Here is a 14,919-nt window from a genome sequence, read left to right on the forward strand (position 1 = left end):
ATTCGGGCTTTCGTGCAGGAGCGCGCCATGACCTTGCATCGACCGGGCTTTTTCGTTGCCGCCGCCTTGGCGCTGTATGCATTGGCGGCGCCCCGCGCCGACGCGGCATGCAGCGACAAGCGAATTCAGGCCATGGCCAAGGACGGGCGCTCGGCGAATGCCATCGCCAAGGCCTGCGGCATGCCTGCCGCCAAGGTACGGGACGTGATCGACGGCGATGGCGGCGGCGCCGGCGAAGCGCCGCCCGCAGTGAGCCCCGGACTGGCGGAGCGCACCGAACGGGCGGAAAGGGCCGAACGGGCGGCCAAGGCGGAGCAGGCGGAGGCCGCCAGCAAGCTGCCTTCCGGCAGCGGCCTCGCGCGCTGCGACTGCCGGGGCGTCGTGCCCTATGGCGACAAAGCCCCCGAACAGCGCTGCCGCAGCGGCACGTCCATCGCCACGCCCTGCGCGGGATACTGTCCGCCGAACGGCGTGGCGCCATGGCGGCGGATATGCAGCTAAGGCCTAGCGGGCGCTGCTGGGCATGAACCACCGGTAGTACGCATTGCCGCCGTCGTCGCGCGCCACCCTGTTCATCTCCCTGGCCCAGGTCTCCCGGTCGCCCCGATAGGCCGCCAGCGAAGCGCGGTAGAAGGCGTCCAGCCGCGCCCGCTCGAGCTCGATGTCGGCGCGCAGGCTGTCCGTGGCGCCGCGCAACGGCGGTTCCGTGCGCAACGCAAGCAGCTCCGGCAGGACACGGACCAGTTCCTTCGCACGCACCCACGTGGCGTACTCGATGCCTGGACGGTCGTCGGTCACCGCCGGGACGCGGCCGGCGAAACGGGCCAGGCCGGCGCGGTCGGTCACCCAGGTCGCCAGCAAGGCTCCGGCCGAAGGGACGCCTACCGCGGCGAGCGCGGCCGCTGTATCGGGCTGCCCGTAGCGCGCCTGGATGCGCGCTGCGTCCAGCGCCAGGGGCTGCATGGATCCGACCAGCAGCATTTCATGCAGTTCGCTGGTCCATAGCTGGGCATGGGGAAACACCTCGATGAAGCTGGCCACCAACGCGCGCGTGTCCTCTTCGTTCTGCGTAGGCAGCGGCAGCCATTGCGCCACGATGCCCTGCGGCGCCAGCCTGCTTGCGGCCAGGCGATAGAAATCGCGGGAATACAGGTTGACCACGCCCGCCGCGGACGGCGGCGGCGGCTCCAGCGTGATCAGGTCCCAATGTTCCGCGCTGGCCTGGAGTTCGCGGCGTCCGTCGCGCAGGCGCTTTTCCAGCCCCGGATCCGTGGCGGCCTGGAACGTGCCCTTGAAGTGCGGGGCGGCGCGCAGGACGGCGGGCAGCAACTCCGCCACCGCCCGCTTGTCCAGCCCCGGATACTGCGACAAGGCGCCTGCGGTGATCCCGGTGCCGTACCCCACCACCAGGGCCGAGCGGGGTTCTCCGTTGTGCACGATGAGCGGCAGCAGCGCCTGCAGCCGCATATAGCGCAGCGAGGGCATGGCGTCGCCGGAATTGGATACGCCCTGGATGTACAGCCGGTGGAACCGGTTCCCATTGCCCTCGCGCTCCACGACGGCCACCGTGCCGCCGTGGCTTTCCTCGTAGAACGCCAGGCCGGCGCCACTGGCGCCGGGCAGCAGCCGGGCGAACCGGTCGGCAGGCAGGCTGACGGCGACAGCGAGCGCCACGCAGCCGACCAGGCCGGTCACCCAGCCGGTAGCCGCCCTGCCGTCCGCGCGGCCTCGCCACGCCGCCACCGCGCCGACCAGCGCTGCCAGCGCCGCCAGCACGCCGAGGGTGCGCACCAGCCCCAGCGCGGGCAACAACAGGAATCCCGTCAGCAAGGTGCCGGCGATTCCGCCCAGCGTATTGCACGCAAGCACGGCGCCGACGTCCCGGCCCACGCGCCGGTCGCCCGCGGCGATCCGCAGCACGGCCGGAAATGCCGCGCCCAGCAGCAGCGTCGGCGCCAGCACGAAGCTCGCCGCCGCGACGGCGAAGCGCGCGCACATGCCGGCAAAGCCGCTGCCCGTCCATTGGTAGACGGCCGCTTCCGCATAGGTCTGGGCCACGACCAGCCACTTGCCCAGCACGGCCACTTCGAGCACGGCGAGAAGGCCAGCGCCGGCGATCAGCCCGCCGAACACCGTCCAGGGATTGCGCGCGCGCTGCCCCCAACGGGCATATAGCGCCGCGCCGATCGCCAGCCCCGACAGATAGGTGGCCAGCACGATGGCGAACGCGAATGCGCGGGTGCTCATGAATGGCACGATCATCTGCGACCACAGCACTTCGTAGCCCAGCGCGATGCCGCCAGCCACCGCGTACAAGGCGACGGCCAGGCGGGCTTCGCCCGACAGCGGGCCGGCATCGTGGACGGCCGCGGGCGCCGCGCGGCCACTGGCCTTGCGGTCCAGCAGCCAGGCGCCTGCCGCGGCCAGCAGGTTGAACGAGGCGGCGGCCAGCGCGGCGCCCTGCACGCCGAAGCGCGGAATCAGCAGAAACGCCGGCAGCAAGGCGCCCAGGATCGCGCCGCAGGTGTTGGCGGCATATAGCGCCCCGCCCCGCCGGCTGACTCCCGCATCGTGCCGATTGACGGCTCGAAGCAGTACCGGCAGCGTGCCGCCCATCAGAAAGGAAGGAATAGCGAGCAGCAGCCCGATCAGCAGCCAGGCCGCCACGCCGCTTTGCGTTTCGACGGCCACGAACGGGGCCGCGCTGCGGGCAAGCGCCCAGGTCACCGCCACGCAGGACACGGCCGCCGCGACCTCCAGCGCGGCATAGAACCGCAGGGGCCGGCGCAGGCGGTCCGCCTGGCGTCCCAGCACCCAGCCGCCCAGGGCCAGCCCCAGGAAAAAGGCGCTGACCGCACCCGCAATCGCGCTAACCTCCACCCCCACGACCAGGGAAAGCTGCTTGATCCAGAGCACCTGGAACACCAGCGCCGCCGCGCCCGACAGGAACAACAGCGCCGCCGGCCGCGCCGTTGTCAGCGTGTCCGCCCCGTTCTCCGGCCGCGTCTCCAGGTTCTCCATTGCTGCCGTGCCCATCGCCATCGTGCCGTCTTCCTCAAGATGTCCGCGGATGGGGCGCCATGCTTCGCCAGGCGCCGCGCATCACTTCGCCTTCTGTTTCTCGAGCGCCTCGAAGTGCGCCTCGATCGACTTGTGCACGCGTTCCTGCACTTGGTCCACGCTGAAGCTGGCGGGCCGTTGGCTAGGCGGATACTTTTCGAAGGTCTCCAGGAACGCGGATGCCTTCATCGTGGCGATGGCTGTCAGGTAGGAGTTCTTGGCCAGCCAGTCGTTGTACTGGTCCGAGGTGATGTCCGCGCGTTCGTACGGATCCATGCGCAGGTTGAATATCTTCGGCACCCGCAGGCAGACGAACGGATCCTGCCAGACATTGAAGTTCCCCGGCGCCCGCTGCTCGCAGAACACCGCCTTCCAGTTGTCCCACCGCATGCCGACCAGCAGGCCGTCGTCATTGAAGTAGTAGAACTCGTCGCGCGCGCTCTTGTCCTGCTTGCCGGTCAGGTAGTGAAGCTGGTTGTAGCCGTCCAGGTGCACCTTGAACTTTGCGCCGCCGGCCTGGGGCGCCCAGCCGTCCAGCAACCGTTCCTTGACCGTGGTGTCGCCCGTGGCCGCAAGCAAGGTCGGAAACCAGTCCATGCCGGACACCATGCCGCGCTTGATCTGCCCTGCGGGAATCTTGCCCGGCCAGCGGACCAGGGCCGGAACGCGGAACGCGCCCTCCCAGTTGGAGTCCTTCTCGCTGCGGAAAGGCGTCGTCGCCGCATCGGGCCAGGTAAAGGCGTTGGGTCCGTTGTCCGTCGTGTAGACCACGATGGTGTTGTCGGCGATGCCCATGTCATCCAGCTTTTTCAGGAGCTTGCCCACGTCCTGGTCGTGTTCCCACATGCCGTCGGCGTAGTCATTGCCCGGCATGCCGCTCTTGCCGCGGCTCTCGGGCCGGATATGGGTATAGATGTGCATGCGCGTGGTATTCATCCACACGAAGAACGGCTTGTCCCCCTTGCCGTGCTTGTCGATGTAGTCGAGCGCCGCGCCCACGGTCTCGTCATCGATGGTTTCCATGCGCTTGGCGGTCAGCGCGCCGGTATCCTGCACCTTGCCGTCGGCCGTTGCCTTGATCACGCCGCGCGGCGAGAAATTCTTCACGTAGGGGTCGTTGGGATCCTTGGGCCAGTACGGCCGCTCGGGCTCCTCCTCCGCGTTCAGGTGATAAAGATTGCCGAAGAACTCGTCGAAGCCGTGACGGGTAGGCAGGTATTCGTCCTTGTCGCCCAGGTGGTTCTTGCCGAACTGGGCCGTGGCGTAACCCTGCGCCTTCAGGGCCTCGGCGATGGTGATATCGCCTTTTTGCAGGCCTACGGGCGCGCCCGGCGCGCCGACCTTGGACAGGCCTGTGCGCAGCGGAGACTGGCCCGTGATGAAGGAAGAGCGCCCCGCCGTGCAGCTGTTCTCGCCGTAATAGTCGGTGAACATGATGCCTTCCTTGGCGATCCTGTCGATATTGGGCGTTTCGTATCCAACCACGCCATGCGCGTAGGCGCTGATGTTGGCCTGGCCGATGTCGTCGCCGAATATCACCAGGATGTTCGGCTTCTTGCCCGAGTCATCCTGGCTCTGCCGGGTCTGCGACGCCTGGTTCTGGGCCTGCGCGCTGCCCAGGGCTACAAGGCCCATTGCGGCGAAAAGCGCCGCTCTTAACACCCTGCTTGCGTTCATCGCTTTTTCTCCTCGCCCTGGCGGGCAGAAAATCACTCACGTAAACGAATCGCTGTGTTTCGAATGCCCCAAATCTGCCCTATCGGCTCGCCACGCCGCTGTCGCGCGCCTGCGCCACCTTCCATTGCTGCGGCGTCATCACCGTGCGGAACCCCAGGTGCGACATGCCGTTCATCGGATCCGTGCCGCGCCGGGCGCTGGTGCGATAGCTGATGCAATAGGTATCGCTGCAAAGGAACGAGCCGCCGCGCGTCACCCGCTTGGGCGCATTGGACGGGACGACGCCGTCGTCGGGATCGTAACTGTCCGACGGTCCCGCCGGATCCGCGGGCGGCTGGCGGTACTGGGCCTGGATCTTGAACGCGTCGGCGCGATACCAGTCGGACGTCCATTGCCACACGTTGCCGGCCATGTCGTGCAAGCCATAGCCGTTGGGCGGAAAGCTGGCCACGGGCATGGTGCCGACCTGGATCTTTTCGTCCTTGACGACCGGAAACGGTTGCTGCTGCTGCGTGTCCCAGATGTTGGCCATGGCCTTGCCCTGAGGCAGCAGTTCCTCGCCCCAGGCATAGGTGGCCTGCTCCAGGCCGCCGCGGGCCGCCATTTCCCATTCCGATTCGGTGGGCAGGCGCTTGCCCGCCCACTTGGCGTAGGCCACCGCGTCTTCGTACGAAACCTGGACCACGGGGTGGTCGTCCTTGCCCGCGATGGAACTGCCGGGCCCTTGCGGATGCTTCCAGTCGGCCCCCGGCACATAGCGCCACCAACGCGAATAATCGCGCAGGGACACCTCGTTCGCCGTGCCGACGAACACCATGGCGCCCGGCACCAGCAGCCGGTCGTCCGGGCGGGGCGTGCCGGCGGGCAACTGCACCTTCAGGTCTTCCCATTTGGGCTTCTGTTCCGCCGTGGTGACGTAGCCCGTAGCCTCGACGAAACGGCGGAACTCCGCGTTCGTGACGTCGTTCACGTCGATCCAGAAGCCGCTGACGGAAACTTTGTGCGCCGGCATCTCGTTGGGCTGGGCGAGCTTGTGGCTGCTGCCCATCAGGAATTCGCGCCCGGGCACCCAGGCCATGCCTTTCGGGCCGCTCTTGCCGTCGCCCAGCACGACCTTGGCCGCCTCCGGCCCGCGCTCGGCGCCCAGGAACAGGTAGGCCGTGCTTGCGGCCGCGCCCAACGCGACCCCGCCCAGCAGGAGGGCTCCCGCCGCGCGTGCCTTATACCGTGTTTGCTTTGCCATTTCACTCACCCGATATCAGAAAACCGATTCGATGCCGCGTCGCCATTGGCGGGCGGGCCGGGGATTGCATTCAGGCCTTCAGAACACCAGCGTGGCGGTCGCCATGACCGTGCTGTTGCTGTCCAGGCGGTTCTTGCTGCTGATCGTGGGCACCCAGCGCAAGCCCAGCGACAGCGAACGCTTGTCCGCCAGTTTCCTGTCATAGGTAACGATCGGGCCCAACGCCCAATCCCTGCCCTTGAAGCCATTGAGCCGGTCGGCGGTGGGCCCCTTGTCGTTGCCCAGCTGCTGGATGGTGCCGAGGATCAGGCCCGCGCTGACGCCGTTGCTGAACATTTTGCGGCCCATCACGTCCATGCTGAAGAGCGGCGCGTTGCGGTAGTCGGTGGCGCTGTTGCGCGTATAGAACTGCACGCCCGCCACGGTGTCGATCTGGAACCCGGATTCCGGGAAGATCCTGGTGTAGGCCACCTGTGGAATGAAGGTCCAGTTGTTGAGACTGGGGTTGGCCATGTCGTTCGCGTTGTACTGCCCGGTGGGCGCCCAGATGTTGAGGCTGAGCGCCATGTGCGAGGTTTCGGAGAAGTGGTATCCCGCGATGATGGGCGAGAAATACAGGTCGAACAGATTCGACGCCGTATCGCTCTGGCTGGCGTTGCGCCCTTGCGCGCCCGTCAATGTGGACGTCACCTTGGTCCATACATAGGGCACCGTGAAGCTGGATGCGAAGTTCCAGCGGCCGGGCCCGGTGTCCCAGGTCTTGAGCACGGTAGCCAGCGTGAACGCGACCTTGGCATCGAGGCCAAGCGAGGTCTTGCCCGCGACGGGCACCTCGCGGCTGCCGCCGATGCTGCCGTCGAGATAGATCTGGGACAGGTTGACGGCCCAGATGGGCTCGGGGGAAACGATGCCTGCGTTGGGCTGCACGTTCGTGCCGGTGATCTGCCGCCCGAGCGCGCCTTCGGTGGCGCGCGCGGCGCCGGGAGCCAACGTCGCGGCAAGCACCGCGCAGGCCGCCAGTAGCGCTATCCCGAACACGCCGGTGCAGCGAGACGCCGCGGCCTCGCCGCGGCGGGTCTTTCTTTCCGGTTCAGACTTCGTGCTGCCCATGCGACGTACCTGTGTGGATAACAGAATGCAAAGACAAGCAGCCCGAACGGAACTTCAATCGGGCTGTGGAAGAGACTGATGAAAGCCGTAACACCCGTCGCAATAATCGCACAGAGTGTTGCTTTCACCAAGGGGTCAGCCCGCGGGATGAGCCTCCGCCTGGGCCGGGCTCGCGCGCACCTGGTCGATGCGCAGCCCGTCGCGGCGGGTCACTTCGAAGCGCCAGTCGCGCCAGTCGATGGCATCGCCGGCTTCGGGAATCCTGCCGCCAGCGCGCAACAGGCAGCCCGCCAGCGTGGCGTCAGGGTAGTCGTCCGCCAGTTCCGGCGCCTCCAGCAAGCGGGCGGCTTCGCCCACCTCCAGGCGTCCGCCCAGCAGCCACGATCCGTCGGACAGGCGCAAGGCCTCCGGCTGGTCCTCCTGGTGCTCGGGCAGGTCGCCCGCCACCGCGGTCAGCACGTCCATGGGGGTGACAAGGCCTTCGCATACGCCGTGCTCATCGACCACGATCAGCATGTGGTCGCGGCAGGCGCGCAATTCGTCCAGCACCTTGAGCACCGGCATGGTTTCCAGCACGTAGCGCGGCTCTCGCGCCAGCTCCACCAGGTCGATCGGACCCGGGTTCCGCAGCAGCGGCAGGACGTCCTTGAAGTGCAGCACGCCCAGCACATTGCCCGGATCGCCCGCGCACAGCGGAAGCCGCGAATGGCCGGTGCCGAACTTGCGCACGATGGCCTCCGGCGCGTCCGCCACGTCCAGCCAGGTGATGTCGCCGCGCGGCACCATGATGGACCGCAGGTCCCGGGAACCGATGGAAAGCACGCGCTCGATCATGGAGCTTTCCTCGGGAGCGAACGCCGCTTCGTCGCCGGCGCCGTCCACCAGCGCGACCACTTCGTCCACCTGCCCGCCCGCCTGGCCGGCGGGCTTGGCTCGCAACAGGCGCAACACGGCCTGCGCGGTGCGCTGCCTGCGGCCAAGCGCATGCGCGCCCTTGGCGCGGTTGCGGCGAGCCAGCTGGTTGAACAGTTCGATCAGGATCGAAAAACCGATGGCGGCATACAGGTATCCCTTGGGCACGTGGAAGCCCAGGCCTTCGGCCACCAGGCTGAAGCCGATCATCAGCAGCAAGCCCAGGCACAGGATCACCACCGTGGGGTGGCGCGCGACAAAGCCCATCAGCGGGCGGCTGGCCAGCATCATGACCGCCATCGCCACGACCACCGCGATCATCATGATGCTCAGGTCCTGCACCATGCCCACGGCGGTGATCACGGAGTCCAGCGAGAACACGGCGTCGAGCACGACGATCTGCAGGATGACCTGCCAGAACACGGCGTGCTGCGTCTTCTGGCCGCCTTCGTGGCTGGCGCTGCCTTCCACCCGTTCATGCAACTCCATCGTGCCCTTGAACAGCAGGAACAGGCCGCCCAGGATCAGGATCAGGTCCCGGCCGGAAATCTCCGCGCCCAGCAGGGTGAACAGAGGCTCGGTCAAGGTGACCACCCAGGCGATGCTCGCCAGCAAGCCCAGGCGCATGACCATGGCCAGCGTCAGGCCGATCAGCCGCGCGCGGTTGCGCTGGCCGGGCGGCAGCTTGTCCGCCAGGATGGCGATGAACACCAGGTTGTCGATGCCCAGCACAATTTCAAGCACGACCAGGGTCGCCAGGCCCAGCCAGGCGGTGGGGTCGGTCATCCAATCGAAAATCATCAAAGTTCCACGGAAGGCGTGATGGGACGCGCCAGGGCGTCGCCAGGATCATTGGGAGGGAAAGGGGATGGGCGCCGGGCGGCGGGCGCAGCGGCGCATGGGCAGGCGCGCGGCGGAGCGCGGCAACCCAGGCGCGGAGTGGCCGCAGCGGCCAGCGTGGAGTCTGTGGACAGGCGCGCGGCGCGGGCCGCGGCATTGCCGGGAGGGGGTGTCGGGCGCCGGCGCTGTGGCGGCGCCGGCCTAGGAGGTGGGTCTTCGTTCATAGATGGCGGATGGCCCAGGCTGCCGGGGCAGCGTTACGGCGGCGCATCCACCTTGCTCTCTTTCTTACTGGAACCTGAATATTACCTTAGATTGCGACGGGCTCCGGTGCGGAGGCTGTCCATCGCACGAATTCATTGGTGTTTACCCTAGGAAAGGCTATACTCGCCGCACTTTCAACCTCATAGAGATCAACGTGGACAACGACGGATGTAGTCGCAACACGACTGCAAGCGCCGCTTGACGCAGGATCCGCGGACCTGATTCCGCGCCGGTCCTGCCCAAAGCCAGGAACCGGCTCTACCAGCCCCGATGCCTTCGGCATCCCGGCCCCCAGCCCTCCCCCTACCGCTTACCGACCCGATACGCCGGCATCGCCACGCGCGTAGCCGGCCGGGCGGCGCGTGCATGTGGACCTACCACCGTGCTCCCCCGTAAGGAGACGACGATGCGCGCCCAGCAATTCCTTTCTTATCAATTCACCATCGTGAGCCTCGGCGCCACGCTGAACGCGCTGCGCAAGCAGCTGTACTACGAACTGCGGGACCTGGACCTGCGGGTGCAATCGGTACGCCTGTCGCGGGCGGAATCCGACCAGCTGGCCTGCACCATCGTCACGCTGCGATGCCCCGCGCGGCGGCGCAGGCAGCTCGGCGCGATCGCGCTGCGGCTGGGCCGCAGCCCCGGCGTGCGGCGTTTGCACTGGCAGAACGAGGCCGGATCCGCCATTGCCGTGCTGCCGGCTTGAGGCCGGTGTCATCAAGAATCCGCATGAATGTCCGAATATGGCGCGCGCAAGCCGCCCCGGCACGGAGTAGACCATGAAGAATTTCGAAAACATCCAATTCCTCACCCTGGCCAATACGGCGGTCAGCCTGTTCACCGCCTTCGTGCTGGGCTCCATCGTCGGTTTCGAACGGCAGTTCCGGCAGCGCACGGCGGGGCTGCGCACCAACGTGCTGGTCGCGGTGGGCGCCGCCATATTCGTGGACATGGCATTCAGGGTGGGAGGCGCCGACGGCGGAGCGCGCGTGATTTCCTATGTGGTATCGGGAGTGGGTTTCCTGGGCGCGGGCGCCATCATGCGCGAAGGCGGCAGCATCCGCGGCCTGAACACCGCCGCGACCTTGTGGGGATCCGCGGCCATCGGGGCCTGCGCCGGCGCGTCGCTGATGCTGGAAGCGGTGGCCGCCACGGCCTTCGTGCTCGCGGCCAATACCCTGTTGCGCCCTGTCGTCAGCTATGTCAACCGCCAGCCGGTGGACGCGCAGACGACGGAAGTCACGACGGTCATACATCTCATTGCCCACATGGAGCAGCGCCAGGCCGCCATGGCAGTGCTGGAAGAGGTGCTGGAAGCCGAGCAGCTGCCCCTGTCGGAACTGAAGATCGACCAGTTCGGCGAGAACGAAGTGGAGATCGAGGCGGCGCTCAGCGAAGCCTCGGTGGACGAGCTGGACCTGGACCGCGTGGTTGCCGGCATCGCCGCGTCGCCCGCCGTGCGTACGGCTTTCTGGGCGGCGCGCGCCGTATGAGGGCATAATAGGCGCCGACCATGCGCCGTCCATTGAACTCCCTCGCCCGCAATACCGCCGCCTTGTGGCTGGTGATGGCGTTGTTCGCGTTGAAGGCGATGGTGCCCCAAGGCTTCATGCCCGCCACGCAGCAAGGCGGCACGCTGATACAGCTGTGCTCGGCGGCGGGGCCGATCTGGGTGGCGGGGCCAGGCAAATCCAGCGATGCGCCGGACGAGCGCCACGCGGCGCAAGCCGCCAGCTGCCCGATGGGCATCGCGCTTGCGGCGGTGGCGCTGCCGCCGTCGCCGCTGCTGCAGGCCGCGGCGGCGGCCGTCATGGCGCATCCCCTGGCCGCCCGGGCGCCGCCCGCCGCGGCCCTCTCCTCCGCCTTCGGCGGGCCCCTGGGGGCCCGCGCCCCGCCTTTCCTCCCGGTATCCAGCTGAATCCGCGCCGCCTTGCGGCGGCAATCCTTGGCTTACCGAGAGTACCCATGTCTTCTATTTCCGCCAGGACGCAACGCGTTCTGAAGCGGCGCGCGGCCGCCTGGACCGCGCTCGCTTTCATGCCCGCGCTGGCCCCGGCGCATGCCCAGAATGCGCCCGTGGCCACCCTTCCCAGCATCTCCGTATCCGGCGACGCGCCGCCCCTCACCCTGCTGGAGCCGACCGGCACCGGCACCCTGCTGGGCCTGACGCCCTTCGAAACGCCGGCCAGCATCGAAATCATCAGCAATGAACAGCTGCGCGAACGCGGCGCGGTAACGGTAACCGACGCGATCACCCAGGCCGCCGGTATCAGCGCAATGCGCCATCCCGGCAACGGCGGATCGTCCCTGTCCTCGCGCGGGTTCACCGACTCCAACTCGGTCGCCCAGCTGTACGACGGGGTGCGCCAATACGGCGGGGTCGGCCAGACCTTCATCTACGATCCCTGGGCGGTGGACCGCATCGAGGTGCTGCGCGGCCCGGCGTCGGTGCTGTACGGCGAAGGCGCCATCGGCGGCGTGGTCAACGTCATTCCGAAGAAGCCTACGCGCGGCCCGATCGAAAACGAGATCCAGACGACCGTGGGCACGCACGACACCCAGCGCTTCGGCTTCGGCAGCGGCGGCGCGCTGGACGAAAAGTGGTCGTACCGGCTGGATATCAGCGGCAATCACAGCGACTCCGGCATCAGCCTGGGCGACTCGCGCGACGCCGCGGTCACCGCGGCGCTGAGGCTGGACGTGTCGCCCGAACTGAACTTCACCTTGACCCAGGCCTATGCCTGGCAGGAGCCCACGCGCTATTTTGGCACGCCGCTGATGGACGGCACGATGGACTACTCCCTGCGCAAGCAGAACTACAACGTGGCCGACAGCAAGATCATCTATCGCGACAGCCGGACCGAGCTGAAGGCGGAATGGTCGCCCAATCCGGCGACGCAGGTGCGCAGCCGCGTGTACTACATCGGCAGCGATCGCGACTACCGCGACGTGGAGAACTACGCCTGGGTGCCCGGCGACATGATCCGCCGCACGGCCTATACCGAGATCTTCCATGACCAGGAACAGGCCGGAACCATCACCGACGCAACCTTCGACGGCCATTTGCTGGGCCTGGCGAACAAGGTTGCCGTGGGTTTCGAGCTGAACCGCGCTTCGCTCAAGCACACCAACAACTCGCCTTACTCGGGCACCTCGCTGGTGGACCCGTACGACGTGGACCACGGACGCTTCATCAACGTCGCGGGCACCACGCCCCGCTATCGCAACACGGCTACCCAGTACGCCCTGTTCGCCGAAGACAGGCTGATGCTGACGCCGGCATGGTCCATCCTGGGCGGCGTGCGCTACGACCATATCGACCTGAAGCGGCGCGACCTGGTCGCGGACCAGACCGCTTTCCGCACGACGTTCACGAATGTCGGCTGGCGCGTCGGAACCGTCTACGACGTGCTGCCGACCCTGTCCGTCTATGGCCAGTACGCGCAGGCCGCCGATCCCATTGGCAGCCTCTTGCTGCTGTCTCCCGCGAACAAGGATTTCGAGCTGTCGCAAGGCAAGCAGATCGAGGTTGGCGTCAAGCAGACCTTCTGGGACGGCAAAGGCCAATGGACACTGGCGGCCTACCATATCCGCAAGAACAACCTGGTGACGCGAGACCCGAACGATCCCTCGTTGCGCATCCAGGTGGGCGAGCAATCCTCGCGCGGGCTGGAAGCGACGCTGGGCGTGGAGCTGTCGCCCGCCTGGCGGCTGGATCTGAATGCGGTGGCGCTGCGGGCGCGCTACGACGATTTCAGCGAATCGGTCAACGGCGTCAACGTGTCCCGCAACGGCAATGTGCCCACGGATGTGCCCGAACGCGTGGCGAATGCATGGATCAGCTGGAAGTTCGCGCCCCAGTGGACGGCCAGCGCGGGGCTGCGCTATGTGGGCAAGCGCTATGCGGACGCGGCGAACCGGCTGGAGATGGCGGGCTATACCACCACCAATCTGGCGCTGCTATGGGAACCGCGCCGGGACCTGAGCCTGGCCCTGCGCGCGTTCAACGTGTTCGACCGCAAGTACGCGGAAACCGCCTACTACAACCAGACCCAGTGGCTGCTGGGCGAAGGCCGCCGGGTGGAACTCAGCGCGAACTACCGCTTCTGAGGCCCGCGCGCGGATCCAGGCATCAGGCCGCCTCCCGCAATGCGGCGGCGGCCGGATCCCAGCGGCGCCCCGGCACAGCGGCAAGCAAGGCCCGGGTGTAAGGATGCGAGGGCCGGCTGAATACCTCTGCGCACGGCCCCTCCTCCACCACACGGCCGTCCTTCATGACGGCGACGTCATCGCAGACCTGCGCGGCCACGCGGAGATCGTGGGTGATGAACAGGATGGACAGGCCGAGCTGTTCGCGCAGCCGGGCCAGCAGGGCCAGCACCTGGGCCTGGACCGACACGTCCAGCGCGGACACGGGCTCATCCGCGATCAGCACTTGCGGTTGCATGGCGAGCGCCCGCGCCAGGCCGATCCGCTGGCGCTGTCCGCCCGAGAATTCGTGCGGATAGCGCCGCGCCGCGTCGGGCGAGAGGCCGACGAGCTCAAACAGTTCCCGCACGCGCGCCATCGCCTCGGCCCGCGTCGCGCCGTGCACCATGGGGCCGCGCGCGACGATCTCGCCCACGCGCTGGCGGGGGTTCAAGGAGCCGTAGGGATCCTGGAACACCATCTGCACGCGCCTGGCGTGGGCGCGCCGCGCCGCGGCTCCCCGGAACGCAAGGGGCGCGCCGGCCAGCGTGATTTCCCCCGCGTCGGGCGGCGCCAGCCCGAGCAAGGCGCGCGCAAGCGTGGATTTTCCTGATCCGCTTTCGCCGACGATGCCTAGCGTGGCGCCTTGCCGCAAGGCCAGCGTCACGCCGTCCAGCGCGCGGGCCTCGCGGCCCGGACGGCCCAGCCAGCCCCGCTTCCGGTAAATCTTGGCCAGGTCCTGCGTGGCCAGTATCGCCGGGGCGCCTGCGCGGCCAGGCCGGCTCGCCGCGCCCGCGGCAAGCGGCGGAACCGCGCCGATCAGGGCGCGCGTGTAGGGATGGCGCGGATGCTCCAGGACTTGCTGCGCCGTCCCGCTTTCCACCAGCGCGCCGCGTTGCATCACCGCGACGCGGTCGGCGATTTCGGCCACCACGCCGAAATCGTGCGTGATGAACAGCACGGCCGTGCCCTTGCGGCGCTGCAGGTCGTGGATCAGGTTTAGGATCTGCGCCTGCGTGGTTACGTCCAGCGCGGTGGTGGGTTCATCGGCGATCAGCAGCGCTGGCTCCAGCGCCAGCGCCATGGCGATCATGGCCCGTTGGCGTTGCCCTCCGGACAGTTCGTGCGGATACGCGCCCAGCGCCTGTCCGGGCTGCGGCAGGCGCACCGATTCGAGCAGTTCCAGGGAGCGGCGCCGGATCTCCGCGCGCGGCAGGCGCGTGTGGGTCCGGAACACCTCGCCGATCTGGTCGCCGATCGTGCGCAAGGGATTCAGGGCCGTCATCGGTTCCTGGAAGATCATGCCGATGCGCTTGCCGCGCAGGCGCCGCAGCGCGTCCGGCGCAAGCCGCAGCAGGTCCTGCCCTTCCCAGAGCACCTGTCCGGCGCTGGCGCGCACGCCCTCGGGCAACAGCCCCAGGATGGCGCCCGCGGCCAGGGATTTTCCCGAGCCGCTTTCGCCGACCACGCACAGGATTTCCCCGGCACGCACAGACAGCGACAGATCCTTCAAGGCGTGGGGACGATCCGCGCCTGGCGGCAGATCCACGGTGAGATTTTCGATACGCAGCAAATCGGCCATGAGCGTTCCGCAAGAAGGAAGCTGCGGATGATAGGTCCACGCG

The 14,919-nt window shown here is 67.8% G+C and carries 11 protein-coding genes; 5 read left to right on the plus strand and 6 right to left on the minus strand.

Annotated elements, in window-relative coordinates:
• Window positions 1-27 precede the first annotated feature (27 nt).
• Entirely contained in the window at window positions 28-501 is a 474-nt protein-coding gene (locus tag JL37_RS28340) for a hypothetical protein (RefSeq protein WP_043548574.1), read from the plus strand.
• Between the two features lie 3 nt (window positions 502-504).
• On the opposite strand, the gene JL37_RS28345 is transcribed toward JL37_RS28340, so the two are convergent.
• From JL37_RS28345 to JL37_RS28365, 5 genes are all read right to left on the minus strand, one after another.
• Window positions 505-3,036: a fused MFS/spermidine synthase gene (locus tag JL37_RS28345; protein WP_043548835.1), complete on the minus strand. Its 2,532-nt coding sequence runs from the start codon at window positions 3,034-3,036 to the stop codon at window positions 505-507.
• Between the two features lie 66 nt (window positions 3,037-3,102).
• Window positions 3,103-4,737: an arylsulfatase gene (locus JL37_RS28350; RefSeq protein ID WP_043548575.1), complete on the minus strand. Its 1,635-nt coding sequence runs from the start codon at window positions 4,735-4,737 to the stop codon at window positions 3,103-3,105.
• 79 nt (window positions 4,738-4,816) lie between these two features.
• Window positions 4,817-5,980: a formylglycine-generating enzyme family protein gene (locus JL37_RS28355; RefSeq protein WP_081955241.1), complete on the minus strand. Its 1,164-nt coding sequence runs from the start codon at window positions 5,978-5,980 to the stop codon at window positions 4,817-4,819.
• 78 nt (window positions 5,981-6,058) lie between these two features.
• Window positions 6,059-7,090: a transporter gene (locus JL37_RS28360; RefSeq protein WP_081955242.1), complete on the minus strand. Its 1,032-nt coding sequence runs from the start codon at window positions 7,088-7,090 to the stop codon at window positions 6,059-6,061.
• A 135-nt stretch (window positions 7,091-7,225) separates the two neighbouring features.
• Window positions 7,226-8,803, minus strand: coding sequence for a TerC family protein (locus JL37_RS28365; RefSeq protein ID WP_043548576.1), 1,578 nt, complete (start codon window positions 8,801-8,803; stop codon window positions 7,226-7,228).
• A 709-nt stretch (window positions 8,804-9,512) separates the two neighbouring features.
• Between JL37_RS28365 and JL37_RS28370 the strand changes: the two genes are divergently transcribed.
• The 4 genes from JL37_RS28370 (at window position 9,513) to JL37_RS28385 (ending at window position 13,216) form a co-directional block, all read left to right on the plus strand.
• Window positions 9,513-9,812 (plus strand): hypothetical protein, encoded by a 300-nt coding sequence (locus JL37_RS28370; protein WP_231570448.1) that lies wholly within the window; start codon window positions 9,513-9,515, stop codon window positions 9,810-9,812.
• Window positions 9,813-9,885: 73 nt separating this feature from the next.
• Window positions 9,886-10,599, plus strand: coding sequence for an MgtC/SapB family protein (locus JL37_RS28375; RefSeq protein WP_043548577.1), 714 nt, complete (start codon window positions 9,886-9,888; stop codon window positions 10,597-10,599).
• A gap of 20 nt (window positions 10,600-10,619) precedes the next feature.
• Complete coding sequence (locus JL37_RS28380; RefSeq protein ID WP_043548578.1) at window positions 10,620-11,024, plus strand: DUF2946 family protein; 405 nt, start codon at window positions 10,620-10,622, stop codon at window positions 11,022-11,024.
• 47 nt (window positions 11,025-11,071) lie between these two features.
• Window positions 11,072-13,216, plus strand: coding sequence for a TonB-dependent siderophore receptor (locus tag JL37_RS28385; protein WP_081955243.1), 2,145 nt, complete (start codon window positions 11,072-11,074; stop codon window positions 13,214-13,216).
• A 22-nt stretch (window positions 13,217-13,238) separates the two neighbouring features.
• Here the strand turns inward: JL37_RS28385 and JL37_RS28390 are convergent, their stop codons facing one another.
• Window positions 13,239-14,876, minus strand: a complete 1,638-nt coding sequence (locus JL37_RS28390) for an ABC transporter ATP-binding protein (protein ID WP_043548579.1) — start codon at window positions 14,874-14,876, stop codon at window positions 13,239-13,241.
• Window positions 14,877-14,919 lie beyond the last annotated feature (43 nt).

The organism is Achromobacter sp. RTa (assembly GCF_000757485.1).
GTDB lineage: Bacteria > Pseudomonadota > Gammaproteobacteria > Burkholderiales > Burkholderiaceae_B > Achromobacter.

Coding starts and splice junctions, on each gene's coding strand:
- JL37_RS28340 (WP_043548574.1), top strand. CDS start 28: ATGACCTTGCATCGACCGGGCTTTTTCGTTGCCGCCGCCTTGGCGCTG.
- JL37_RS28345 (WP_043548835.1), bottom strand. CDS start 3,036: ATGGGCACGGCAGCAATGGAGAACCTGGAGACGCGGCCGGAGAACGGG.
- JL37_RS28350 (WP_043548575.1), bottom strand. CDS start 4,737: ATGAACGCAAGCAGGGTGTTAAGAGCGGCGCTTTTCGCCGCAATGGGC.
- JL37_RS28355 (WP_081955241.1), bottom strand. CDS start 5,980: ATGGCAAAGCAAACACGGTATAAGGCACGCGCGGCGGGAGCCCTCCTG.
- JL37_RS28360 (WP_081955242.1), bottom strand. CDS start 7,090: ATGGGCAGCACGAAGTCTGAACCGGAAAGAAAGACCCGCCGCGGCGAG.
- JL37_RS28365 (WP_043548576.1), bottom strand. CDS start 8,803: ATGATTTTCGATTGGATGACCGACCCCACCGCCTGGCTGGGCCTGGCG.
- JL37_RS28370 (WP_231570448.1), top strand. CDS start 9,513: ATGCGCGCCCAGCAATTCCTTTCTTATCAATTCACCATCGTGAGCCTC.
- JL37_RS28375 (WP_043548577.1), top strand. CDS start 9,886: ATGAAGAATTTCGAAAACATCCAATTCCTCACCCTGGCCAATACGGCG.
- JL37_RS28380 (WP_043548578.1), top strand. CDS start 10,620: ATGCGCCGTCCATTGAACTCCCTCGCCCGCAATACCGCCGCCTTGTGG.
- JL37_RS28385 (WP_081955243.1), top strand. CDS start 11,072: ATGTCTTCTATTTCCGCCAGGACGCAACGCGTTCTGAAGCGGCGCGCG.
- JL37_RS28390 (WP_043548579.1), bottom strand. CDS start 14,876: ATGGCCGATTTGCTGCGTATCGAAAATCTCACCGTGGATCTGCCGCCA.